The organism is Alteromonas hispanica, assembly GCF_010500915.1.
Taxonomy (GTDB): domain Bacteria; phylum Pseudomonadota; class Gammaproteobacteria; order Enterobacterales; family Alteromonadaceae; genus Alteromonas; species Alteromonas hispanica.
Map to the genome: position 1 here is coordinate 426,962 of NZ_JAAAWP010000003.1, position 24,580 is coordinate 451,541.

The 24,580-nt window shown below is 44.7% G+C and carries 24 protein-coding genes; 7 read left to right on the forward strand and 17 right to left on the reverse strand.

Going from position 1 to position 24,580, the window contains the following annotated elements:
• Positions 1-29 precede the first annotated feature (29 nt).
• From GTW09_RS07305 to bioH, 3 genes are all read right to left on the reverse strand, one after another.
• Complete coding sequence (locus tag GTW09_RS07305) at positions 30-1,055, reverse strand: putative metalloprotease CJM1_0395 family protein (protein ID WP_163111250.1); 1,026 nt, start codon at positions 1,053-1,055, stop codon at positions 30-32.
• Positions 1,056-1,065: 10 nt separating this feature from the next.
• On the reverse strand, positions 1,066-1,371 hold the full coding sequence (locus GTW09_RS07310; protein WP_163111252.1) for a hypothetical protein: 306 nt from the start codon (positions 1,369-1,371) through the stop codon (positions 1,066-1,068).
• Positions 1,372-1,492: 121 nt separating this feature from the next.
• Entirely contained in the window at positions 1,493-2,362 is an 870-nt protein-coding gene (bioH, locus tag GTW09_RS07315; RefSeq protein ID WP_163111254.1) for a pimeloyl-ACP methyl ester esterase BioH, read from the reverse strand.
• A gap of 135 nt (positions 2,363-2,497) precedes the next feature.
• Between bioH and GTW09_RS07320 the strand changes: the two genes are divergently transcribed.
• The gene (locus tag GTW09_RS07320; protein ID WP_239059309.1) at positions 2,498-3,124 is read left to right on the forward strand and encodes a ComF family protein; all 627 of its coding nucleotides are present in this window, start codon (positions 2,498-2,500) and stop codon (positions 3,122-3,124) included.
• Between the two features lie 85 nt (positions 3,125-3,209).
• Here the strand turns inward: GTW09_RS07320 and GTW09_RS07325 are convergent, their stop codons facing one another.
• Positions 3,210-5,864 (reverse strand): M14 metallopeptidase family protein, encoded by a 2,655-nt coding sequence (locus tag GTW09_RS07325; RefSeq protein ID WP_163111258.1) that lies wholly within the window; start codon positions 5,862-5,864, stop codon positions 3,210-3,212.
• A 161-nt stretch (positions 5,865-6,025) separates the two neighbouring features.
• Here GTW09_RS07325 and nfuA point away from each other — a divergent pair, with 161 nt between their 5' ends.
• The 3 genes from nfuA (at position 6,026) to GTW09_RS07340 (ending at position 8,191) form a co-directional block, all read left to right on the forward strand.
• Positions 6,026-6,604 carry a Fe-S biogenesis protein NfuA gene (gene nfuA / locus GTW09_RS07330; RefSeq protein ID WP_163111260.1) on the forward strand — a complete coding sequence of 193 codons (579 nt, stop codon included), beginning with the start codon at positions 6,026-6,028 and terminating at the stop codon, positions 6,602-6,604.
• A gap of 452 nt (positions 6,605-7,056) precedes the next feature.
• Positions 7,057-7,749 (forward strand): aspartate/glutamate racemase family protein, encoded by a 693-nt coding sequence (locus GTW09_RS07335; RefSeq protein ID WP_071980997.1) that lies wholly within the window; start codon positions 7,057-7,059, stop codon positions 7,747-7,749.
• A gap of 58 nt (positions 7,750-7,807) precedes the next feature.
• Positions 7,808-8,191 (forward strand): VOC family protein, encoded by a 384-nt coding sequence (locus tag GTW09_RS07340; RefSeq protein WP_071980998.1) that lies wholly within the window; start codon positions 7,808-7,810, stop codon positions 8,189-8,191.
• Between the two features lie 113 nt (positions 8,192-8,304).
• On the opposite strand, the gene GTW09_RS07345 is transcribed toward GTW09_RS07340, so the two are convergent.
• Positions 8,305-9,651, reverse strand: coding sequence for an MATE family efflux transporter (locus GTW09_RS07345; protein WP_239059310.1), 1,347 nt, complete (start codon positions 9,649-9,651; stop codon positions 8,305-8,307).
• 52 nt (positions 9,652-9,703) lie between these two features.
• Between GTW09_RS07345 and GTW09_RS07350 the strand changes: the two genes are divergently transcribed.
• Positions 9,704-10,798, forward strand: coding sequence for a polysaccharide deacetylase family protein (locus tag GTW09_RS07350; RefSeq protein WP_163111262.1), 1,095 nt, complete (start codon positions 9,704-9,706; stop codon positions 10,796-10,798).
• 130 nt (positions 10,799-10,928) lie between these two features.
• Here the strand turns inward: GTW09_RS07350 and GTW09_RS07355 are convergent, their stop codons facing one another.
• Genes GTW09_RS07355 through GTW09_RS07380 form a run of 6 tightly spaced genes read right to left on the reverse strand, consistent with a single transcriptional unit; the run spans position 10,929 to position 15,483 of the window.
• Positions 10,929-11,519: a GNAT family N-acetyltransferase gene (locus tag GTW09_RS07355; RefSeq protein ID WP_163111264.1), complete on the reverse strand. Its 591-nt coding sequence runs from the start codon at positions 11,517-11,519 to the stop codon at positions 10,929-10,931.
• Positions 11,520-11,523: 4 nt separating this feature from the next.
• Positions 11,524-12,171, reverse strand: coding sequence for an SCO family protein (locus GTW09_RS07360; protein WP_163111266.1), 648 nt, complete (start codon positions 12,169-12,171; stop codon positions 11,524-11,526).
• The gene (cyoE, locus tag GTW09_RS07365) at positions 12,168-13,085 is read right to left on the reverse strand and encodes a heme o synthase (protein WP_163111268.1); all 918 of its coding nucleotides are present in this window, start codon (positions 13,083-13,085) and stop codon (positions 12,168-12,170) included. The genes GTW09_RS07360 and cyoE overlap by 4 nt, the downstream gene beginning before the upstream one ends.
• A complete protein-coding gene (locus tag GTW09_RS07370) occupies positions 13,078-14,241 on the reverse strand; it encodes a COX15/CtaA family protein (RefSeq protein WP_163111270.1) in 1,164 nt (387 codons plus the stop codon). Before GTW09_RS07370 ends, cyoE begins: the two co-directional genes overlap by 8 nt.
• A gap of 5 nt (positions 14,242-14,246) precedes the next feature.
• On the reverse strand, positions 14,247-14,786 hold the full coding sequence (locus tag GTW09_RS07375; protein ID WP_163111272.1) for a hypothetical protein: 540 nt from the start codon (positions 14,784-14,786) through the stop codon (positions 14,247-14,249).
• On the reverse strand, positions 14,779-15,483 hold the full coding sequence (locus GTW09_RS07380; protein ID WP_163111274.1) for an SURF1 family protein: 705 nt from the start codon (positions 15,481-15,483) through the stop codon (positions 14,779-14,781). Before GTW09_RS07380 ends, GTW09_RS07375 begins: the two co-directional genes overlap by 8 nt.
• A 45-nt stretch (positions 15,484-15,528) precedes the next feature.
• On the opposite strand from GTW09_RS07380, the gene GTW09_RS07385 reads away from it, so the two are divergent.
• On the forward strand, positions 15,529-15,738 hold the full coding sequence (locus GTW09_RS07385; RefSeq protein ID WP_071981006.1) for a DUF2909 domain-containing protein: 210 nt from the start codon (positions 15,529-15,531) through the stop codon (positions 15,736-15,738).
• Between the two features lie 19 nt (positions 15,739-15,757).
• Here GTW09_RS07385 and GTW09_RS07390 read toward each other — a convergent pair whose 3' ends face one another.
• The 6 genes from GTW09_RS07390 to GTW09_RS07415 all read right to left on the reverse strand — a co-directional run bounded on the left by GTW09_RS07390 (position 15,758) and on the right by GTW09_RS07415 (position 23,731).
• Positions 15,758-16,639 carry a cytochrome c oxidase subunit 3 gene (locus tag GTW09_RS07390; RefSeq protein ID WP_071981007.1) on the reverse strand — a complete coding sequence of 294 codons (882 nt, stop codon included), beginning with the start codon at positions 16,637-16,639 and terminating at the stop codon, positions 15,758-15,760.
• 21 nt (positions 16,640-16,660) lie between these two features.
• Positions 16,661-17,248: a cytochrome c oxidase assembly protein gene (locus tag GTW09_RS07395; RefSeq protein ID WP_071981008.1), complete on the reverse strand. Its 588-nt coding sequence runs from the start codon at positions 17,246-17,248 to the stop codon at positions 16,661-16,663.
• An 84-nt stretch (positions 17,249-17,332) separates the two neighbouring features.
• Positions 17,333-18,946, reverse strand: coding sequence for a cytochrome c oxidase subunit I (ctaD, locus tag GTW09_RS07400; RefSeq protein WP_163111276.1), 1,614 nt, complete (start codon positions 18,944-18,946; stop codon positions 17,333-17,335).
• A 9-nt stretch (positions 18,947-18,955) separates the two neighbouring features.
• Positions 18,956-20,098 carry a cytochrome c oxidase subunit II gene (gene coxB, locus GTW09_RS07405; protein WP_163111444.1) on the reverse strand — a complete coding sequence of 381 codons (1,143 nt, stop codon included), beginning with the start codon at positions 20,096-20,098 and terminating at the stop codon, positions 18,956-18,958.
• A gap of 605 nt (positions 20,099-20,703) precedes the next feature.
• The gene (gene lexA, locus GTW09_RS07410; RefSeq protein ID WP_163111278.1) at positions 20,704-21,330 is read right to left on the reverse strand and encodes a transcriptional repressor LexA; all 627 of its coding nucleotides are present in this window, start codon (positions 21,328-21,330) and stop codon (positions 20,704-20,706) included.
• Positions 21,331-21,436: 106 nt separating this feature from the next.
• A complete protein-coding gene (locus GTW09_RS07415; protein ID WP_163111280.1) occupies positions 21,437-23,731 on the reverse strand; it encodes a sensor domain-containing diguanylate cyclase in 2,295 nt (764 codons plus the stop codon).
• Positions 23,732-24,035: 304 nt separating this feature from the next.
• Here GTW09_RS07415 and GTW09_RS07420 point away from each other — a divergent pair, with 304 nt between their 5' ends.
• A complete protein-coding gene (locus tag GTW09_RS07420; protein ID WP_163111446.1) occupies positions 24,036-24,431 on the forward strand; it encodes a GNAT family N-acetyltransferase in 396 nt (131 codons plus the stop codon).
• Positions 24,432-24,580 lie beyond the last annotated feature (149 nt).

Sequence of the window (24,580 nt, forward strand, 5' to 3'; positions counted from 1 at the left end):
ATAGGCAGCGCGCTCAGCAACTGCTGAAGCTAGGCTTGTAGCGACAAGCCTTCTCTTGCTGGGGTATAAGATTGCGTGTAGAGGCTCTGAATTCTGCCAATGCGCGCATTCATTCCCGCATTGTCTACTGCCCGTTCACTTTCAATATTTAACTCTCGTGACGTCGCTGCGGCACTCGTCATTGACATAGCTTCATCTAAACTGCGTGTAGGCCTTTCTACGCCAGCGCTACCGGTAATATCATCAATACTTGGAACAGCAATATCAACGCTGGGAATCTCTATTCCACTAACTTCATCAGCACCGCCACCTTGCGTGCCTTGAACTCCAGAAATAGGGTTACTCGCACCGCTAGACGGCTGCACAGTTTCTCTGTTTTCTTTGGCAATATCGTTACGCGCTTCAAACGCTTTTTGAGCCGCTTCAGCCGCTACTTTTAAATCTTGCGAAGACGGCTGTGCTGGTGCTAGCGCTGCCGCTCTAACTTGCTGCATTTTGCGCAAGGTTTGTTCAGGCGACTGCGCCTCTGAAATATCTATGGATACTTGGCCGTTGGTGACGTAACGTTTGTTGTCAGGACCAGTAGTGTACTCATACTGCGGAGAACCAGCATATTGACCGCCAGTAGCGGCATGAGCTTGCTCATGCGTACGAACCTCTTGGTCTCGAGCTTTAAGCTCTTCAATTTCTTGCCGCTCTTCATCGGTAACCTCTGAAACTGATGACTGCTGCTGATTTCGTTGCTCTTGCTCGGCACCTTCTTTACCCGCGCTCTCATCTTGTGCGTTGTCTTTTTCTTGGCCAAAGACATTTTGAAATGCAGCTTGTAACTCAGTCTGAATTTGAGGTCGTTCGTAAGTCACGGGAGATGGAGGTAGACCCGGGCTTCTCGCTTTATCCGCTTCAGATCCTAACCCCTTCTGCGAAGCGCCCTGTTCGGCATCGCTAGGCTTAGGAATGGTCTCGCGCTGCACGTTGTCTCTACGAGCAGACTCGGTATTTGTGTTTGCTGTGGGATAAGCAACAGCGGTAAGGATAGGTGCGACAAAGTTCACATCTTGCTCCCTACGCTAGCGTATCTATGATGGTCCCAAGTGTATCGTTTGCAACATCGATAACTTTTGCCGACGCTTGGGCGTTTAAACTATTGACGTTTAGCGATATTAGATCGGAGGTAAGGTTTGAGTTAGGCTGGCTTTTAGCAGCCCCATCAGCAGAAGCAGCTTGTATATCTGCTTGTGCACTGTTATCTCTATTATTTCTATCTGCAATATTTGCTGCTGCCTGTGTCACACCATCGCTGGCACGCTGCAAGCCCATCTGTCCTGCCGCAAACGCAGAATTTAACGAAAAACCACTTACTTCAGACATAAAATTCCCCTAACCTCTCATGCACAATTATTAACCAACAAGAGGGAAATATAAAGCCCGTTCGCAAAGGTACAAACTAAGTCGCTGTACCTACAATGAATTTTATTTCAATAAAGAGCACTTAAGATGCTCTTTGGTGCTGTAAGCTAGTGGAAAAGCGGTAAATGATATCTGCTGTTTGCTGAGGGTGAGAGATAAACGGCGCATGAGAAGCGTGAGGCATTACTACGGTATCGGCTTGAGGATGAAGCTCACAAACCCTATCTATTCCCGCTGTAGGTACAAGGCTGTCTAAACGGCCATATAATCTAAGTGTCGGTGTCATAATTCTGCCGATCTGCGCTCGCAAATCTTCGTTTGCAAGAATACTGAGGCCTCGCTTCAAGGCCTCCTCGGCTGGGTCTGGGTAGTCAGTTATTTGCTGCCTTATGGTCTTTATATCGTTTTTTGCAGTTGCACTGCCCATAGCTTGAATAGCAAGAAAGCGCTCTAACGTCTTTTTATAGTCCTTTTCTAACTGCGCCTCAAACATGTTTAATAGATCTTCTGCTATCCCAGGCCAGCAAGGGCCGGCACTGAAGCGAGGCGTTGACGCAATAGTGATTAAACCGGACAGTTTTTCTGGCGCATTAATCGCTATTTTCTGAGCCACCAGCCCACCTAACGACCAGCCTATTAATACGCAATCTTTAGGAAGCTGTGCGGCGCACAGTTTTGCTAACGCATCCACCGTGTAAGGAGATGGAAGCGTAGCTACGTTTTCCCCAAAACCAGGCAAATCTATGGTAGTTACGCGAAAGTTGTCTTGAAGATAGGGAATAAAAGAAGAAAAAGCACCGCTATTCATGCCCCAGCCATGGAGAAGAACTATATCTATTCCTGTGTTGCTCACATCAGCAGCGTTTGTGTCTATTGCATTTTTGCTCTTATCTTTGATTTCAGTACCATAAGTACGGGTGACAAGTGCCTCATTTTTAATCAAACTTTCCATTTAGCACCTCAAATAAGTGTTTCGGTCTAAAACCGGACTGCTTTAAAAATCAGAGCCCGTTTTGAAATGAACCTCTCATGCCTATTATGTTATCAGGCAAGTCCTGCGCCAGTGTGTCAATGGTGTGAATCTGACATGTTTTTTTTCAACGATGAGGTTCACGGAAATAACTTGTTGCGATTTGGGCCTGTTGGCAGTCATGTCGCCCATAAGCATTACCATTCCTTATCTATTCTTGGGCTTCATACGTGGCCAATGTCTTCGCTTATTCATCATTTTAAATTCTCACACTCACTCTCTGCGGGCAAGATCTTGTGCCGTTGGTTTGTCGATAAAAAGCAACACTGCACACTTGCTGTGCCTCATTTACTCCTTCCTGTACCAATAAGTGCATGGCGACTCGCTACACGCCATTATAATCAGGCGGGAGTCATTGCTGAGTATTTAAGTAAGCAGCTGGGAATTCCTTGTCTTCACCAATGGGCTAAAAGAACAGGCGCAAGCACTCAACATCAGCTCACAAAGGCACAAAGAAAAGATAATGCAAAACAGGCTTTTTCTCTAGTTCATCATGCTGCTGAACTAATTGCGTGTAATAGCGGTGAGAAATTGAATGTGGCTATTGTAGATGACGTGATAACAACGGGGGTTACTGTGAATATGCTGAGTTATTTATTAAGGAAGCGATACCCAAACATCACTATTCAGGTTTGGGCGATGACGTTTACACCACCGCCCAAAAGTAGTTTATTGAAAATATAACGGGGCTAGAGACATCCTTATCCAAGTTCTAGCCGCTCCACTAGCAATAAAGACTCAGCGGAATAGTTAATTATTAAAGCGACAATTAGCGAATGAAATGAGACTGATATATCGCGTTAGCTAACATCTTGTTTGTCCCGTACCAATAGCCTCTAAACTGAGTATTATCGGTAAACCCAATTACTACGCCTCGGCCTTGCTTTTCAGCTATCACCGCCGGAGTTTCGGCCACTAACGCCACCATCGCAGTATCACTAAAGCCGGCCATTAACGGACTTTTGGTATAGCGTGCAGGCGTTGTAAACGGAGAGTATTCATTTTTCACAATCATGTTGCTGGTTTTGAACAACGGCAATGTATCTTTTGTATAACCGTAAAAAAGCGGATGAGTAGTATCTACATCGGCTTCGTAAATAGCACCAGCAACCAGTTTTTTGGCATACAGTGCTGATCCATCGCCGTAAGACAAGGTGCTTTCATCAAAAGCGTTGTCGATAGCATCACGACCAACAATATCGATATCTAACCAGTCGTTTTCAGCAAAGTAACGAAGCGCCGACTTTTGACCTATTGCCACACCACCTGCTTCTACCCAGCGTTTAAGCTCAAGGTTCTCTTTCTCTGAGAATGAGTAACGGCCATTTGGAAAAATAATATGGGTATAGTGCGTACTGTCATCACGTAGAGCTCTCATCAATTTTTGTTGCTCTACAATGCTTGCTGAGAGCCCTAGTTTAGTATCGAAATAGTGCCAAATTTCGCCAACATCGTACTCTCGTGTACCTTCTCCGCCAACAATAATCACACTTGGCGCTTTTATAGGTGACATGCTGCGACTGCCCAAATCGTTGCCCGACGGCGTTAACCCACTTTTCAAACTATACACCGGCACCTGAACTTGCTCAGAAACTTGTCTGATAATAGTGGCAATATTACTGGGTTGCGACAGCCCTGTAGGAACGACAACACTGCCAGCAGGGAAATTAATAACACTGTTATCCATACTTACAGCAGCAAAACTTTTTTCAGAACTTCTCACTTGAACACCTTTTTCTAACAAGGTTTGAAGAAGTGCTGGCGAGTAGTAGGGCTGCCAGGAAAACGCGTAGGCATAGGCGTCTTCGTCTACATCAGGCAAATCGACATTGGCTAATGTGCCATCGAATGATTCAATATTAGTGCGCTTCACACCGCGCATATCTCCCTTTTCAGCCGCGGTATAATTGAGGTTAAAGGCAAGCGCTAAATTCCACGTTGAGACATCGTAAAATGTATTATTTTCAAAAGACGTTTGCGTTGAAAAGATTGATTTAACTAAGCGATATTGCGGTTGTTCAGCTGGAACAAAAATAGCGTTATTTGCTTTTACTTTTACGTCATTTACCGACGTATCTTTAGTAATTACTTCAAACGCGATGTCGTGCTGCTTAAGTAGATTGGTGAACGCAAGAAAACGCCCGCTATCGTTCGAAGCACTTACCACAAAGCCATGTGTGTCATCATCTTTCGCCATAGACATGGTGCTGTTAACGAACTCTGCCTGATAGTCGAGAATTGCAGCTTTATTAGCAATAGCACCTTTAAACGTGCTTAGCGACGTGGTTACTTGATTAGCGATAGTGTCGCTAAAAGCCAAATCTCCGTTAATTGACGATTGAAGATGTCCGCGAGAGCTTGCCTGCTCAAAAAGAATGCCTATGCTGCCGTGTAAATCGGGATAGGTAGAGCCTTTCCCTGCATAAAAATCATCAAATGCTTCTTCGGTAAAATAAAGCTGACCTTTCGCGTCAAACGCTGCAGCATGATAGTTCGCAATCGCTTCAGTTAGCGTAACGTTCTCATCAGGCGTAAGCGGATTTTTGCGAGAGCGCACACCGGGTTGGAAAAAGTAGGTGCTGTCTGTGCCCATCTCATGAAAGTCGGTTAAAACGTGCGGACGCCATTTATGAAACTGCTTAATACGCGCTTGGGATTCTGGGTGAGCCAGTAATAACCAGTCTCGGTTTAAGTCGAACCAATAATGATTAGTTCTACCTGAAGGCCACCCTTCGTCATGCTCTCGGTTATTACTGTCTGCTACTAGCTGTTTACCCTTATGCATATTTGCCCACTGTGCAAAGCGCGACAGCCCGTCAGGGTTGAAAGAAGGGTCTAGTAGTACAATGTTATTGTTTAACAGTGTGTCAATTTCTTTACCCTGACCGGCAGCCAAGTAGTAGGCTAATGCGAGCGACGCGTTTGCTCCCGAAGGTTCGTTGCCGTGGATGCTATACCCCATGTAGAAAACCAAAGGTGCGTCGCTTGCGGGCGTATTTCCTTTTTCCAACACATTGAGATGTGCTTTGCGCATGTCTTCAAGGTTATCTCGATTAGCAGGGGATGTAATAGTGAGAAGCAGCAGCGGACGATTTTCATGAGTACGCCCTGTCTCTTCTATGGTGATACGGTCGGACTTTTGAGCAAGAAGGTACATGTAATTCACAAGCTGATCGTGACGTACATGCCACTGCCCAAGATTTGCTCCTAGCACCGACTCAGGCGTGGGAATGGCTGGGTCGTAGGTAACAGTGTCTGGAAGATAATCTTGAACAGGCATGCCGCCTTTATCAGGCTCGATGGTAATAGTCGAGGCGCTTGCTGACATACCGATGGCAGATGTACACACAGCGGTGCTTAAAAGCAGCGTTTTTATCCATGTAAGGCGTGTTTTTTTGGCGGTGTTATAAAGATTCGCTAGCATAGCGCTTCCCCGTCTTGTTGTTTCATGATGGCATGTTGATAGTAACGGTCTAAATAAGATTTAGTCATCAACATGTTCTAAATTTTTAATTAATACTTGACTGTTTTAGTCAGGTAAATTTGGTACAATACTGCAAATTTTGAATAATATAGGACTTGCCGATGATAACTATATCAGAAGAAGCCCAGGCTCACTTTGTAAAACTGCTGAGTAAACAAGAGTCTGGCACGAATATTCGTGTATTCGTCGTAAACCCAGGCACCTCGTCGGCGGAATGTGGCGTGTCTTATTGCCCACCCGACGCGGTTGAAGATACTGACACTCGCTTAACGTTCAATGGTTTTGACGCGGTTGTAGATGAAGAAAGTGCACCTTATCTTGAAGAAGCTGAAATTGATTACATCACTGACCAGATGGGGTCTCAACTTACATTGAAGGCACCGAACGCTAAAGCAAGAAAGGTAGCAGACGACGCTCCCCTTATAGAGCGAATTAATTACATGATTGAGTCTGAGATAAACCCTCAGCTTGCCAATCATGGCGGACAAGTTGTGCTTACAGAAGTCACCGACGATGGCTTCGCCATTTTGCAATTTGGCGGCGGCTGTAACGGTTGCTCTATGGTAGACGTAACGCTGAAAGACGGCATTGAAAAACAAATGCTAGAGCAGTTTGCAGGCGAGCTGAATGGCGTACGAGATGCTACCGAGCACGAGGCTGGTGAGCACTCTTACTATTAAGCCTTAAACTGGAATAACCTTGATCCCCATTCCAGATATTCACACAAGCTGGCAGCGATTTAAAATAGGACTTACTATTTTTGCTGTCGGCGTTGTGCTGTTATTTTTTATCAGCCACTTGTATGCAGTTCTGCATTATTTCTCTGTAGCTGTACTCCTTTGTGGTTTTGCTTACGCCATGTGGGGCTATTTTGGCATTTTTATGCAAAGATTCTCATCGTTGAAAAATATAAAACCTCCACCACCTCAATAACGCCCAAATAAGCAAGAGCCGCCACTACCCGCCTTTCAACACCATACTCTAAGACATAGGTTTTACACACAGCCTTTCACAATGTAGCCCATATTTTGCAACAGTGACTTTTCTCATGTCACTTGCAATGGCTAGCGCAACATTGCAATGTAGGTAAAAGAAAGCGCGTCTTTTTAAATTAAAAACAGAGTAAAACACAATGAAAACGCTTGGCCTGATTGGCGGAATGAGTTGGGAATCTACGGTAAGCTACTACCAAATGATTAATCGCGGTGTAAACGCAAAGCTCGGCGGTTTTCACAGCGCAAAATTGCTATTAAGTAGCGTTGATTTTGCCGTGATAGAGCAGCTTCAACGAGCCGGCGATTGGAATCAAATGGCCGAACTTCTTAACAATGAGGCGCAAGTGCTTTCTCAAGCAGGTGCCGATGCCATTGTTATTTGCACAAATACCATGCATAAAGTAGCTGACGACGTTGTTAAAGATCTCTCTATTCCATTGCTTCATATAGCCGACGCCACAGGTACATCTCTAGCCGCTAACAAGGTGAAAAAAGTGGGATTGCTTGGTACCCAATTCACTATGGAGCAAACCTTTTACACCGAGCGGTTAAAATCGCGTTTTGGTATAGAGGTTGTGGTTCCTTCCAAGCACGAGCGGGAAATTGTCCATAGGATCATTTATGAGCAATTATGCAAAGGCGTGATTTGCACACAATCTCGCAGCGCGTATATTGAAATCATCGATAATCTTGCATCTGTAGGAGCAGAGGGCGTTATTCTTGGCTGCACTGAAATTGCTTTACTAGTTCAGCAACTACATACTAACGTTCAACTGTATGACACCACAGCACTGCATGCCGCAGCTGCAGTGGATTTCGCCACGGGGTAGATTTAAATACGCCGTATAAAATAGTCCCATTTGGGAATGATAAGAAGAAGGATACAACATGTTTAGCCATGTCATGTTAGGTGCGAATGACCTAGAAGCATCTAAAAAATTCTACGATGCCATTCTGGGCGTGCTTGGATTTGACGCCGGTGTTTATGACGAGCACGGTCGGATATTTTATTTCACCCCCAAAGGCATACTCGCACTGACAAAGCCCATCAATGGCGAGGAAGCCACCCACGGTAACGGTTTCACTCTGGGCTTGGCTGCGCGCTCACCAGAAGTGGTGGATGAATGGTTTAAAGTAGGTAGCGAAAATGGTGGCGTTGTGTGCGAGGATCCACCCGGCATTAGAGGCACCGAAGAGCGCCAGTTATACCTTGCTTATTTACGCGATCCTGCGGGGAATAAACTCTGCGCAACACATATAATCCAAAAATAAGCTCAAGACCTTTTGATGTGGCAGAGAAGCCTGTTTTTCTGCCACCATCATTTTATGCACAGAAACTTTCTCAGCACCGCCAACCTTTTCATAACTCTAGCAGTATCAGCACATTAACTTTCGCTGACTGACAACGCATTTTTAATGCCTAACTGGTAAAAGCTCACGCCCAGAGTCACTCCTCTGGCAAATAAGAATGCAATAAGCGCATACCACAGGCTCTTATTACCTGCATTTTGAGTAATAAACCAAATAGGAAAATAAACGAATAATGCGCTCACCAGCATAGTGTTTCTCATTGACGAAGCCCTTGTTAACCCCACAAACACACCGTCGAACAAGAAGCACCAATGGGCTAAAACAGGCAGCAGCACCATAAGAGGTAAATAGGGCAGTGCCGCTTCAACAATATCCCCATGCTCGGTGAGCAAACGAATAATGGACTCGCCAAATAGCCAAAAGCCAATGCTATAACCAACAGCAAAGAGCGTAGACCAAAATAACCCTTGGTAGGTTCTTCGTTTGATCTCTTGGTTGTCGCGGGCGCCTTTAGCTTCGCCCACCAAAGCTTCTACACCATAGGCGATACCATCTAATCCCAAGGCAATTAAAACAAAGAACTGCATTAATATCGCATTTACAGCCGCAGATGTTTCTCCATACCGAGCACCTTGTATGGTAAGAAACGCTAAACAGCCCTGTAATGCTAAATTGCGAATAAGCATATCGCCATTTAGCTTCATTAATACGCGGCGAGCCGCGCGGTTAAACCAATCGCCTGCAATGCGTACGCCTTTTACCCGACCCAAGGCAATATACAACGCCATTGCCATCATACTGTATTCAGCGATAACACTAGCAAGGGCGACACCAGCGACGGAAAAACCAAGGCCATAAACAAATGCAACGTCGAGCCCAGCATTTAATAGATTTCCCACAATTTGAATGATCATGACCTGCTTAGTTTTTTGCTGTCCTACCAGCCAACCTATAAGCACCAAATTCAGCATCGCTGCAGGCGCTCCCCACACTCGGGCTGCGAAATAATCGTTTAAGTAACTTGCTACGCTCTCATTTGGCTGCGTAAGCGTTAACCCAACATGTAAAATAGGCTGTTGAAGCAGCAAAATGAGAATACCTAAAACACAAGAAAATGCCATGGCTTGCCAAAGTACTTTTGCCGATTCTACGGTCGGGTTTTCACTCCCTTTTGCCTGTGCACTTAGGCCCGTCGCAGACATCCTTAGAAACCCACAAACCCAATATATTTGCGTAAGAATAAGCGCAGCAACAGACGCTCCGGCAAGCATAGCTGGCACCTGCATATGCCCAAGCACTGCGGTATCTACCAAGCCAAGCAGTGGTGTAGTGATATTGGCTAATATCATAGGCAGCGCAAGGGCAAGTAAACGTGTATGATCAAACCATAGTGGTTTATGCTGTTCGGTGGCAGTCGACATCAAGGCTCTCAAACATGAAGGGTTAGGTAGAATAACTAGGGAGAAGTGTAACATGCTAATAACGATGAATAGAGAGAGTAAGTTCGTAAACAAACTCCTTGCTCATTTAACTGCTTGTGTGGCATTTATGTTGGTTTCGCTACACAGCGTTGCTGCGTCAAAAGACACCACAAATGCAGCCATTTTGCTTTATCACCATGTTTCAAATGACACACCGCCAAGCACAAGTGTGAGCCCAGATACTTTTCGTTCTCATATGCAGTATATTGCAAAAAACCATACCGTTGTTCCGCTTTCAGATGTGGTTAAAGCAATCTCTGAAAACCTTCCACTTCCCGACAATGCCGTTGCCATTACCTTTGACGACGGGTACGCCAATATTTTGCACAATGCGCACCCAATTCTTTCTGAGTATGGGTTTTCCTACACAATATTTATCAACCCCAATGAAATTGGCGTAGGGCCTAAACAACTCTCATGGGAGCAGGTAAGCACGATGCACGAAGACGGTGTGCTGTTTGCCAACCACACTTTAGACCACCTGCACATGCTTAATAACGAATTCACCGACGACGAATGGCTTGAAAAAGTATGGCGAAATGTAGAAGCCGCTGAACAGAAAATAGAAGAGCAACTTGGCGTAAGTCTTAAATACCTTGCCTACCCTTTCGGTGAATTTAATTTAGCTCTGGCATCTAAATTAGAAGAGCACGGATATGTTGGTTTTGGACAGCATTCTGGCGCTGTAGGCCCAACCAGTAATTTGTTCGCATTACCGCGTTTCCCCGCTGCAGGGCCTTATGCAAAACTCGACACACTAAAGACAAAGCTCAACAGTTTAGCAATGCCCGTCACCCACACCTCTATGCCTGAGCCCCGCTTGAAAGACAACGTGCTTAACGCGCCAATTACACTAACAGTATCAAAAGGTGATGTGCGCCTATCACAGGTAAATTGCTTTTATGCAGGAAGCAGTATTAATACTGAGGTTAACAATCAAAAAATAAGCTTCTCTATTGAGGGTGAATTGCCCGTTGGCCGTTCTAGGGTTAACTGTACTGCTCCATCTGAATCTATGGCAGGACGCTTTTATTGGTATTCTGTGCCATTTTTCCTCGCCAATAGTGAGGGTAAATATCCCGATTAAATGTTAATGACCTTTTCTCAACGAAAAGGTTTGCTATTGGGGCAATGGAAATGAAATAAGAATATTGGATAACAGTAAGCAGAAAGATGTAATGGCCTTAATATAAGGCCATTAATCAAAGGTAATACGTTTACAGCGCTTCGCGAGAGAAACGAATAAAACCTTTATTTACAGAGTCCTCAATAAAACCCTGAGATTGATAAAAACGAATGGCAGCAATATTAGAAACTTCAACGTCTAATACTAAATGTCGTTTTTTAAGGACTTTGGCCTGCTCAAACATTGTCTGAACAAGCTTACGACCAACACCTTGTCGCTGTCCCTCTGTTGCAACGGCCAAATGACCAATCATTAACTCGGTGTTACCAGGCGGTGTTAAATTAACAGCTACCGTTTGATTTCGCATTACCACCTGAATGGCTTCATCAAGAGTGAAGTAAGACGTTATACTGTCCAACGTAGCCCTATCAAATGCCGCGCCCAATTTGCTGTGCCAAGCGGTGACTAAGCCTAGCACTGTGTTATCTTTTTCAGCCACCCAATGATTTTTGAAACCGTATTGACCTCCACCCAGCTCCCATGAGTGAGTCAGGTAGCCCATGGCCGTCTTATTTTTGTCATGCCCAAAAATAGCAGTGAGTAATGATTCGGCAGCGCTTAAAATGAGCGGCGCTGCGAAAGCGGCGTCAGATGCCACGCCCGGCCTGATATTTATTTCCATATAACTACTTCGCAATAATAATTGGCATGTCTGCCAGAATCTGCTGAGGATCGCTTATCGACAGTTTTCCTGGTTGTCTCGTTGGTTTGAATCTTCCCACTACTCGCCCTTCAGGGTCGATAAGCACTACTGATGCGCTGTGGTCTACGAGGTAATTCGGATTGTCTGTGCTGTCAGCGATGGCGTACATCATGCCAAGGTTTCTGACAAACGGAAAAAGCGATTTATGCTCACCTGTGACCGCAATGAACTCTTTATTAAAATAGCTCACATATTCAGAAAGTCTATTTAAAGTGTCTCTTTTAGGGTCGATTGACACAAACACGACGCGTATAGGATAAACACTGTCGATTTGCTGCAGCTGTGGATAAATACCATTTAATTCGGCCATGGTGGTTGGGCATATATCGGGGCAGAAGGTATAACCTACAAACACCAAGCTCCATTGTTCTTTAAGCGATGCCTCAGTGAACTCTTTGCCGCTGTGGTGTGAAAGTGTAAAAGGGGCAATAGCTCGAGGTTGCGGGTACTCTTGGAAATAGGCTGGAGTGTTGCTACTGTCTGTGCTCGGTGGCGCTATGTAAAGCGCACCGATAACACCACCAATTAGAGCAACAAACGCAACAACTCCTACAAAAAACTTCTGATTCATAAACTCACTGGTATGTAATGATCGAGTAGCAATACCACAAACAATACCATGAGATGAATAATAGAGAACCTAAAAGTTTTCATCGCCGTTTGCTCGTCTGCTGCGAACTTTAATTTTAAAGCGTACAGCAAAAAGCCAATGTTTAACGCGCTCGAACCGACTAAATAGATCATGTCGCTCATGCCAGTTAAATAGGGTAACAAGCAAACTAGGCCGAGCAATACCGTGTAAGCCAGCACCGATGTTTTAGTGAATGATACGCCGTGAGTAACAGGCAGCATGGGAACTTTCGCTTTTGCGTAGTCTTTCTCTCGGTGAATGGCCAGCGCCCAAAAATGAGGCGGTGTCCACGTAAAGATAATAAGAACGAGTAGCAGCGCATGGGCGTGTATTTCACCTGTTACCGCTGTCCACCCTAGTAACGGAGGCGCTGCCCCAGCAAGGCCACCAATGACAATATTCTGCGGCGTTGCTCGCTTTAGATACATGGTATAGACAAACGCATAACCTACAAGACTGGCGAATGTTAGCCATGCAGTAAGCATATTGACAAAAACTGCCAACACGGCGAAGCCAACTACGCCTAATATACCGGCAAACCACAGGGCGTTATTTATACTTACTTTGCCCTTTGCCACGGGCCGGTTAAAAGTGCGGGCCATAACGCTATCTATTTTATGGTCGACAACATGATTAATTACCGCCGCTGAAGCCGACAGCATGCCAATACCTATAAGGCCGCTAATAAGCGTCATAGCATTTACCCAATTAGGCGTTGCTAAACACATGCCCACCAATGCGGTTAAAAGAAGCAACATAACCACATTCGGCTTTGTCATTTCATAATAATCTTTCCATGAAACAGTGTTATGCGAGCGCGCCGCGCGAGATTGAAGAGAGGCTGATTTAGCCATGAAGACCTCCTGTAGCCTTAGATAAGGCCTGTGGCAATGGGTGAGACGACGAAGCTGCATTATCTGATGCAGCATAAACAGATGCAGAGCGAGAAAATAACTCAGTGCGCGGGCTGTAAAGAGAAAACACGATGCCCAATAGCGAAAGAAGTAAAATGGCAGCGACTGCGTTGTGGAGCACAGCCACAGCAAGAGGTAGCGCGAACACCACGTTACTAATGCCCAACGCTACCTGAGCAAAAAGGCAACCAATCATTATCTTGCTTAATCTTTTTTGAGAGGGCGAAATGCTAGCTAAGCTGCTGCCTTTCGAGGAGCGACTAAATAACATGGCAACTCCCAAAGCCATGAGATATACGAAGGTAATGAGCGCTCCAGCGCGATGAACAATATGCATGGTGGCTCGCTCGCCATAGTCATGAGCACCAAACTCGTAGTTATCTGCATCGGGAACACTAAATGCACCTGCGAAATCGAGTCGGCTTTGCCATCCCTCTTCGCAAATTGGCATATCTGTGCAGGCAAGTGCCGCGTAGTTGGCAGAAGTCCATCCGCCCAACGCTATTTGTATTACAAGAACGCCAACACCAATAGAAGCAAATACCTTAAAACCACTGGCAGATTTACCATCACTACTTGTTTGATGGACAGCGCTGGCTTGATGGTTAGTATTCGGATGTTGAGTGAATTCAGCCTCACGTAACCTCAGGTACAAAATAAATAGGCAAGAAAGCACACTGAAACCACCAAGCAGATGCCCCATCACCACCACAGGTAATAAATTCAGCGTCACGGTCCACATGCCTAACGCAGCTTGAAAGGTGACTAGCCCCAATAACATAAGCGGTAGTTTTAGCGGTGTGCCCTGTTTACGCTGTCTGATGGCAATGAACGCGATGGCTGCTATGCATAATCCTAATGTACCTGCGAAATAACGGTGAATCATTTCGTTCCATGCTTTGAACGCTTCAACTGGGCGTTCTGGGTAGGCCGCATTTGCCGCACTCACTTTTTCATCGCCAAGCGGCACGGTTAAATTGCCATAACAGCCGGGCCAGTCTGGGCAGCCAAGCCCAGCATCTGTAAGGCGTGTATAGGCCCCAAGGACAATAACAAAGGCAGCTAAAAAAAGACTAAACAGCGTGAGTTTTTTCATGGCTATCACCCTATACGCGATAATTTAAGCAATTTTTTGATATCAGCGAGCATGTTACGACTCTCCATCACCGCCTCTTCTTTATCTTCACTGATCTGATAAAAAAGCATGGCGTTATTTAGCGTGTCGACAACATAAACGCTTTGAAAAGCTAACGGCCCCGTGTCATCTACCGACAACGTAGCGACATTAGGGTAATCGGCTAATGACGCGAGTGCAGTTTTGTCGCTATTTGGCGTGGTTAATACCAGCGCTTGAGCGCGATCAGACTCTTTCCCTAACGCCAGCCACACCTGATTAATACTAAACAGAGCGTTTGCACAACGCAGGTCGCACTGTTCAGGCAAAATATAAAGAAGACGCCAAGTTGGTGAGCTTTCTTTTAGCATGGTGCTTAAATCAAGGGTTGGCTGAAGCAATGCGCCTTTATTTGTAGACGCTTTGTTGAACCAATCGTTTTCTAGCGCAATTTTCGCTAACACCACCGGAAGAACAAAAACGGCGACCATAATAATTAGTGTTTTTTTGGAAGTAGTATTACTCATGAATACGTCCTTTTTTACTGATTGCGAAGCCACCTATGGCTGCCGCAGCGATGGCTAAACCAAACCATTGCACTGCGTAACCAAGGTGTTTTTCTGGCGGCATAACAACCGGCTTATAATCGCGAACAAAAGCCGGGTCTTTTGAGGTGAGCTCAACAACATAAGGTAAAAGTGCAACATTTAAACTTTCACTTAACGATTTGAACGCTATCTGTTGGACAAGGGCAGGAAAACTGGGAAGGCTGACATTAGTCTCAGTAACAAGGGGGTTGTCTCCAGGAACGGTCACAATGCCGTCAAATTGGCGTGTCGCACTTGATAGGTTAACCTGGGGTATTGTTCGCGTTAAGTCTGGCGCCGGTATCCAGCCATAGTTAACTAAAATCCAGCCTGCATTAGTCAACACAGGCGCAAATACATCAAAGCCAACTTTTTGTTCATGGATTTGATTATCAAGCAATAAAGCGCGCTCGCCATCCGGTGTACCCACAAAGCTGATTGCAATATCTCTGGGATCTTCTTCCATCAGCGCATCGGTTAAGCTAAGGCTTTCATTGCTTTGCTTTTGCGCTATGCTTGCTAAACGCTGCTGTTTTTCGACCATACGCTCCAGTTGCCAAAAACCCAGGCCACACATCGCCGCCACACTCACTGCGGTGACTAGCCAAGGAAATAAAAACTGAAAACGTTGTGACATACTTAACAGCTCCAACCAAAACAAATAAAAAAAGAAGAGATGGTTATGTTAATAAAAGTAATCCTTGTCGCCCTGGTGTTATTTATGATTGTTAATCTTTTTATGGCCATGCGTGTGATGATGAAAAACGATCCTAAAGATGGGCCTATGAGCAAATATATCGGCCGAAGGGTACTTACCTCTGTCATCATCGTTGTACTTATATTGATAGCCATTGGAACTGGGTTAATTTCGCCAAACCCTAGGCCTTATTAGGGCTTAGCGACTAGCTGCGCTACAACACGTAGACGAAAATAAACAACATTACCCACACCACATCAACGAAGTGCCAGTACCAGCTTCCTGCCTGGAAGGCAAAGTGCTCTTTTGGCGTGAAGTGGCCTTTCAACACCCTGAAAAACATCACAATTAGAATGATAGTGCCCAAGGTAACGTGCATGCCGTGAAACCCTGTCAGCATAAAGAAAGTATTACCGTAAATGCCCGATTGCAGAGTTAAGCCCAAATCGCGGTATGCATGGATGTACTCTTCAACCTGCAAAAACAAGAATCCACAGCCAAGTAAGATAGTCGCACCTAACATAAGAGTGAGCTGTTTGCGCTTATTTTGCTCCAGACCAACATGTGCGAAATGCAGCGTCACTGAGGAGACAAGTAAAATAATTGTATTAATAGTGGGCAATCCACCTGGACTCATTTCTTGTGTGGTAATACCGCCTGGGGTGTTCACCAGTGGCCACATGGCCTCGAACCCTGGCCAAAGCACTTCGTTTGTCATCGCATTATTTGAATCTCCGCCCAACCATGGAACAGCGATAAATCTCGCGTAGTAGAGTGCGCCAAAGAAGGCTCCGAAAAACATCACTTCAGAAAAGATAAACCAACTCATGCCCTGTCTGTAAGAGCGTCCTAACTGGTCGCTGTACAGTCCAGACATAGACTCATCTATTTGGTTTTTAAACCATCCTATTAGCATGACTAATAAAACAACGATCCCTGCTAGCAGCACATAGCTGCCATAACCACTTTCGCCCTTCGTTGCCTCAACCACAAAATTGCCGGCACCTACTGCGATTAAAAACAGAGCGACCGCCCCCACAATGGGCCACGGACTTTGCGCGGGTACATAATATTTTTGATATTCTTGCTGCATCATTTTCTCCTTATCCCAAACAGACTATTCGCCGCTTTGTAACGACGGATCCATAAAAGGATTCGGTTTAGTTGTTAGATCACTCGCTCTCGCGGTGACGTCATAGAGTGTGTACTGCAATGTAAAAAACGTAATATCTTCAGGTAGCTGTGGGTCTACATAAAACTGCATAGGCATGTAGGCTTCTGCCCCCGCCTGCAACGGCTGTTGATTAAAGCAGAAACATTCGGTTTTATTGAGGTATATGGCTGCAGTGCCCGGCGAAACCGACGGTATAGCTTGTGCGATAATATTGCTCGATGCCGGATTTCGAACATAAAACGACACTGTGTTCAACTCACCAGGGTGTACTTTTATGCGTTTGGTTTCTGCTCGAAACTCCCACGGCATTCCGGTATTAGTGCGAGTAATAAATTCAACGGTAACCTCTCTGCTTTCATCAATATCGATAGATTGATAAACCGCTGCAGTCCCCTCTGTCTTGCCATTTATGCCAGCAATGTCGCAAAAGACATCGTAAAGCGGCACTAACGCAAAACCGAATCCAAACATACCAATAACAATGGCCACTAATTTGACCACCATCTTATTGTTTGCACTTGCTTGTGTCATACACTGTGCCTCCGCTTGGAATTCTATTTCTTAGTCTGCAGGGGGCCAGTACTAATAGCCCCGTCTCAGTCTAAGTTCGAAACATTATTTAACTACTGGTGGCGTCTCGAATGTGTGATAAGGCGCAGGAGAAGGAATTTCCCACTCTAGCCCTTCAGCTCCATCCCATACCTTTGCCGATACTGGCTCGCCTTGTTTTTTGCACGCTTTAATTAATAGCGCTAAGAAAATAAGTTGAGACAACCCAAAGGCGAAGCCACCTAGACTTATCCATTTATTGAAGTCTGCAAATTGAAGTGCGTAGTCTGGAATACGACGAGGCATCCCCGCCAAACCAACAAAGTGCATAGGGAAGAACAGTACATTTACTGAAACAAGAGAGCACCAGTAGTGCCACTTCGCCAGTGTGGTATCGTACATTTTGCCCGTCCATTTAGGCAGCCAGTAGTAAACAGCCGCCATAATGGAGAAGACAGCACCAGTAACCAGTACATAGTGGAAATGAGCCACCACGAAGTAGGTATCATGATATTGGAAATCAACCGGTGTTATTGCCAGCATGAGTCCCGATAGCCCGCCAATAGTGAATAGCACGATAAACGCAATAGCGAACATCATTGGCATTTCAAAGGTAAGCGACCCTCGCCACATGGTGGCTACCCAGTTAAATACCTTCACCCCGGTGGGAACGGAAATGAGCATGGTGGCAAACATAAAGAACATCTCCATGTAAACCGGCATACCTGTGGTAAACATATGGTGAGCCCAAACAACAAATGACAGCAATGCTATAGACGCTGTTGCATACACCATTGAGGCATAACCAAATAGCGGCTTGCGGGAGAACGTAGGGACTATTTGAGAGATAATACCAAACGCTGGCAATATCATAATGTAAACCTCAGGGTGTCCGAAGAACCAGAAGATATGCTGGAACATAACGGGGTCGCCACCACCAGCTGCATCAAAGAAGCTTGTGCCAAAGAATTTGTCGGTCAGTACCATAGTGACTGCACCTGCTAACACAGGCATAACTGCAATAAGCAAGAACGCGGTAATTAGCCAAGTCCATACAAACAGCGGCATTTTCATCCATGTCATACCAGGCGCACGCATGTTAAAGATAGTTACGATAACGTTTATCGCCCCCATGATTGAGGAAATACCCATAATATGAACAGAGAAGACGAACAGTGCTGTAGAGTCGCCGCTATACGTTGTTGATAGCGGGGCGTAGAAAGTCCAACCAAACGCCGGACCGCCACCTTCCATAAACAAGGAACTAAGTAGAATTAAAAAGGCGCCTGGTAAAATCCAAAAGCTCCAGTTGTTCATTCTGGGAAGCGCCATATCTGGTGCCCCAATCATCATTGGAATTAACCAGTTTGCCAGCCCGGTAAACGCAGGCATTACGGCACCAAACACCATAATCAACCCGTGAACCGTTGTCATCTGGTTAAAAAAGTTTGGCTCGACAATTTGTAACCCTGGCTGAAACAGCTCAGCTCGAATAACCATTGCCATAGCACCGCCCACCAAAAACATGATGAAAGCGAACCATAAATACAATGTACCTATATCTTTGTGATTCGTAGTGAACAGCCAGCGCGTAATTCCCTTCGGTATATGGTCATGATGATCGTGGTCATCGTGATGCACAGAGGTATCTGGCGAAATTACTTCAGTTGCTTTACTCATCATTCGCTCCTAGTTTCCAGTTGCTAAAGCGTTGACATCTTTAGCCTGAACCATGTCACCGGTGTTATTGCCCCACGCATTTCGCTCGTAGGTAACAACCGCTGCAATTTCTTTAAGGCTCAACATCTTGCTAAACGACTGCATCGCCGTTCCGGCCTTGCCGTGAAGCACAATTTCAATGTGCCCAGTTTGATCTTCCAGTGCCATTTTGCTGCCTTTAAGCGCTGGGAAAACGCCCGGCAGACCTTCACCATTTGGCATATGACACGCTGCGCATGTGGCGTTGTAAACTCGCTCACCTTCTGTCATGAGTTCATCCATTGTCATATTCATCGATAGTAAGCGCTGTTCTTCTTCTTTCGCTTTGCGTGCACGATCTTCCTGCTCACCCATCCACGCGTCGAACTCCGCTGGTTCCTTTGCGATAACCACTACCGGCATATAACCGTGGTCTTTACCGCACAATTCCGCACATTGGCCTCTGTAAACGCCTGGCTCGTTAACTTTTGCCCATGCTTCATTAATAAAGCCTGGATTAGCATCTTTCTTCACCGCAAAGTCGGGTACCCACCAAGAGTGAATAACGTCGTCCGATGTGATCAAAAATCGCACCTTTTGCCCGGTGGGAATTACTAAAGGACGATCTACCTCTAATAAGTAATTGTCGGTCTTCGTAAATTTGTTTTGAATTTGCTCACGCTGAGTAGCAAGCAAAGAATAGTATTCAACGTCACTGTCCATGTACTTGTAATGCCACTTCCATTGAGATCCTGTCACTAGAACGGTCATGTCAGCTTCAGAGGTATCTTCCATGGCAATAAGCGTATTGGCAGCGGGTACGGCCATAAAAATAAGGATGAGGAATGGAACCACCGTCCATGCAATTTCTACTTTTACATTTTCATGGAAGTTTGCTGGCTTGGCGCCTCGTGACTTTCTATGTAAATACATAGAGGCAAACATAACTCCAAACACCACCACGGCAATAGCTACACATATAAAGAACATGAGCATATGCAGGTCGTATACTTGGCCACTTATGTCAGTAGCACCGCGGCGAAGATTAAGCGAAGATAATTCTTCTGCGGCCTCTTGCGCGAAAAGGAATTGAGAAAAGAACAAAAATGGAACGCTTACACACCATTTTGACATTGCGATCTTTAGTGATTTCACTCAGCACCTCCGTAATGGCAGAGCCATTAACGCCAAATGTTATTTTGCGCAGTCTCTACCAAGTGGTTTGTGAACGATTAACTCAATACATCAATTTGTAAATTGAATTCAAAGTCATTGTTATTATTTTGTTAAAGCTTGTATAAGAATTGCGCAATAATAGCGTTCCGTCTAGTCTTTTCTGTTAAAATTTTAATGAAGAGGTCAAAATTTAATCTAAGCAGAATTTCGTGGTCGTTACTCAAATAGTAAGCAAAGTGCCACAGATGGGGGATAACAGAGTTATAGGGAGTAGAATTTTGGGGTGATTGGTTGTGCAGGTTATTGCCATTTAATTTCTTAAAATCAAACGCTAAGCGGCAAATATTGAATAAATTTTGAGCAGAACTCGTTTAGCAACACTCTCGAAATCACCGCAAAACCATCTTAAATGGCGCTTAAAGATTTACGCCTAAAATGGTATATCAATGATATTTATAAGTACTGAAAGTTGTAGCTTATACAGGAGAAATAGGGGAGATTATTAGACTTAAGTGCTAAAAAAAGCGGCTATCATGCCGCTTTTAATACAGTAAGGTAAAAGGCTACATCCAGTCAGCGTTTCTAATAACGCCTACAGCAATACCTTCAATCGCGAAAGGTTCGTTTGCTAAATCAACTTTAATGGGCGAAAACTCTTCATTTTCAGCGTGAAGTAGCACTTCTCGGCCACGCTTTTCCAAACGTTTTACCGTTACATCTTCATCGACTCTGGCCACAACAACCTGACCATTGTGCACGTCGGTGGTGCGATGGACGGCTAGTAAATCGCCGTCCAGTATGCCGATATTTTTCATACTCATGCCGTTTACACGCAATAGAAAGTCAGCGTGAGGCTGGAACAGAGCAGGATCAACTTTGTAATGAGACTCTACATGCTCTTGAGCAAGAATTGGTTCACCGGCAGCAACTCGCCCAATAAGCGGTAAACCTTCTTCTTCGGCTATTTCATCTTCTAGCGGAATGGTTAACTTGATACCACGAGATGTACCGGGAAGAATTTCAATCACGCCTTTACGCGCAAGGGCCTTTAAATGTTCTTCAGCGGCATTTGCCGATTTAAAACCTAAGTGACGGGCTATTTCTGCACGCGTGGGTGGCATTCCCGTTGCTTGCATATTAGATTTAATAAGTTCTAAAACTTCTGTTTGTCGAGCTGTGAGTGGGCGCATAAAAGACCTGTCTGTCCATACAGTTCCTGTAAGTATATACACCTAAATTCAAATAACAAGCGCTGACGGGCGCTACAGACAAAAAATCGGATTTAATACCGACTATTTAACGTATTCCAGGTTGCCAGCATACCCGATTACGCCCAATGGACTTAGCTTCATAAAGTGCCTGATCTGCAACAGATAGGTAAGCACTAAAATCAACCTCGAAAGAATCCATCGTGTAACTCACACCAATACTAATAGTTAGACTTATACGATCCGTTTTATAGTTAAACTGCGTTGAATTAATTGTCTCCCGCAGGCTTTCAAAAATCTGGTCTGCCTCGTTTGGGGTTTTGTCTACCAGTACAATAGCGAACTCTTCACCGCCTAACCTTGCCACAACACCATGCTCGTTGCAGATGGATTGATTAATGTTTGCGATCTCTTTTAAGGCGTAATCGCCGGCATCATGTCCGTAGGTATCGTTAATACTTTTGAAGTAATCTATATCCACTATCGCCACAGCAGTCTGCTTGTGTGTTTGAGCAATTCTATTGCACTCATCTAAAAAAGAGCGCCTGTTGAGAAGCCCCGTAAGGGGGTCTGTCATTGCCAGCTTGCGCAGTCTTTCTTCAGCATCAGCTCTCGCTCGCTCTAAATCAACGGCATAGAAAAGGCCAGCTAAGGCATCTACAAATGGCTGGAAAAATTCGGCATCAGAGGGTTTGTAACTCTCAAACTTATTCGCTAAACCTATCATACCGACAACTCTATCTTTTATCTTAATCGGTAGCCCTAGAAATCGGTTTATTCGAGGATGACCTTTTGGCGTTCCTCTTGATGCAGGGTGGTTTTTGGGCGAATTAGCAATAATCACCTCACCTGAAACAATAACTTTCCCAAATAAGTTGTCGAAACTAGTGAAATATAGATTTCTGTTTTTATACTCCGAATATTGAGAAAAACTTTCGCTGTCCCAAACAATTTCAGAAATAGCGTGTATAAAAAGCTTAGGCTCAGTATCGTGGTCTTGCATTTGTGCAATAAAAGCAAACTGACTATCAGATAAATCTATAAGCTCGGGCAGGACTGTCTGACACGCTAATGTTAAATCATTGCTTTCCAAGTATGACGCGCGAGTTTTGTTGATAAACTGCAGCAGCTGAGTTTTTTTCCGCTCAAAAATCTCACTTTCCATTCTTCGTGTAATGTCGCGGTGGATACCCGCTATGCGGATGGGCTTTCCATTTGTGTCGCGCTCTACTATTTTTCCGTAAGACTCAACCCAAACCCAACTGCCATTGGCATGTTGCATTCGAAATGAAGTATTAAAAACCTGGCTTTTTCCGGCTATGTGGTCTTCAAGATGCTGTTCGAATTGCATCAGGTCGGCGGGGTGGATGAGCTGTCTTGTGTACCTGTAGCTACTGTCGTAATACTCATAATCAATGCCAACAATTTCGCACCAACGCTTGTTTACCTGATTAACATTCGCTTTCAGGTTCCAATCCCATGTGCCTAACTCCGAGGCTTCTAGCAGCAAGCGCATACGCTGGTTGGTTTCGTTTAGCTTGTCCTCTACATATTTCTGATCGCTAGTGTCGAATAAAAATGCCTGTACTGAAACCAAACTACCATCGTCGTTAAAGCTGGCGGTAGAAATCATACTCACCCATATGGTGCGGGTGGGAGCAGACACCTTCAGCCTGCACACATGGCTTTCTACCCCTTCCATGTGTGCCTGCATCGCAAACGTGAAATCAGCATCAGACTGATCGCACATTAAATCAATTAGCTCGATATTCCCGTTTAACAGGTCGGCCGCCTCTGCACCTAACACGGCGCGGGCATTTTTAGAGATATATACAAGCTTTAAAGAATTATCAAAATTCCATGTAGCCAGCACAATAGGCGACTTTTCAATAAGCCCATGCTCGCGTTTAAGCATCTCATGCTCTCGGGACAAAGCAATGTGTTTACTAACTAAAGCGCCTATCCTTTTTAATAAAGTAAGGTTCTCGTTCTCAATCTTTCTGGGTTGGTTGTCAATTAAACACACCGCACCAATTGTCTCACCATCAACATCAATAGGAGTACCCGCATAGAAGACGACTTTATTGTCGTTAATTAGAATGGGATTGCGGGCAAAGCGCTCATCCTCATTAGCATCAGATACGACTAATGCTTCGCCTGAGTCGACTACCCGATTACAAAACGCATGCTCCCTTGGAATAGTTTTAATATCTGTACCGTGGCATGCCTTAATCACTTCTTCATGCCTACCTACAATTCCAAGTAACACGATAGGTACATTGTATGCTTCAGCCAGCAGCGTCATTAAATCATCAAGATCTAAATTAAGTTCGCTATTTAGCATGAATGCATCAATGGTTTTCAGTCGTTTGCTGTCGTCCAAGTTTAACGTCTCTTAGGCGGATTCTATTATAAAAGTAGTTAGTTATTGGCTAAATACCAATTTATAAGCCCAGCAATTAGTCTTAACCAAACCGCTGTTGTCGTTAGCTAAAAGTTTGATATGAATTTTGGGTAATAAAGGTGCGCTTTTCGCTATTCATTGCCACTATTTTTCACTAGCATAGCGTTATTGTAAAACAAGCTGTTTGTCATTCATGGAACATTCAACACCGCTCGAATTTTTGCCTTTTAGCGAACAATTGTCGCCCTATTTTAATTCTATAAATAGAGAATGGATCACATCGATGTTTGTTCTTGAACCTGTTGACGAAGATGTTATTTCTCGTCCTAAAGAATTTATTATCGACAAAGGCGGGTACATTTGGTTTGCTAAACACCCTACCTTAGGCATAGTTGGCACATGTGCCCTGGCGAAAAAGTCTGATGGCGTATTTGAACTCACCAAAATGGGGGTTGCGTCCAACGTTCGCGGCTTAAAGGTAGGAGAGCGGTTATTGCAGCATGTGCTGACTGAGGCACCTTCTATTGCTTTCAATACATTATTTTTATTGACCAATAAAGACTGCGAAGCCGCCATCCATTTATACGAAAAAAACGGATTTACGCATTGCGCCGACATTATGGATAAATACGGAAGCGCCTACGAAAGATGTAATGTTGCTATGCGCTATATTCGTTAAATTTGCGCCCATATTCGATACGTAAACCGAATGCTTAGGCTGCCTTTCAGCAGCCTAAGTAAAGGAACGTAAACTCGTTGTACCACACTCCGTTTACGCGTTTAAAACAAGACGCCACTGGTTTTGTGATACACTATTACCGTTTTTAT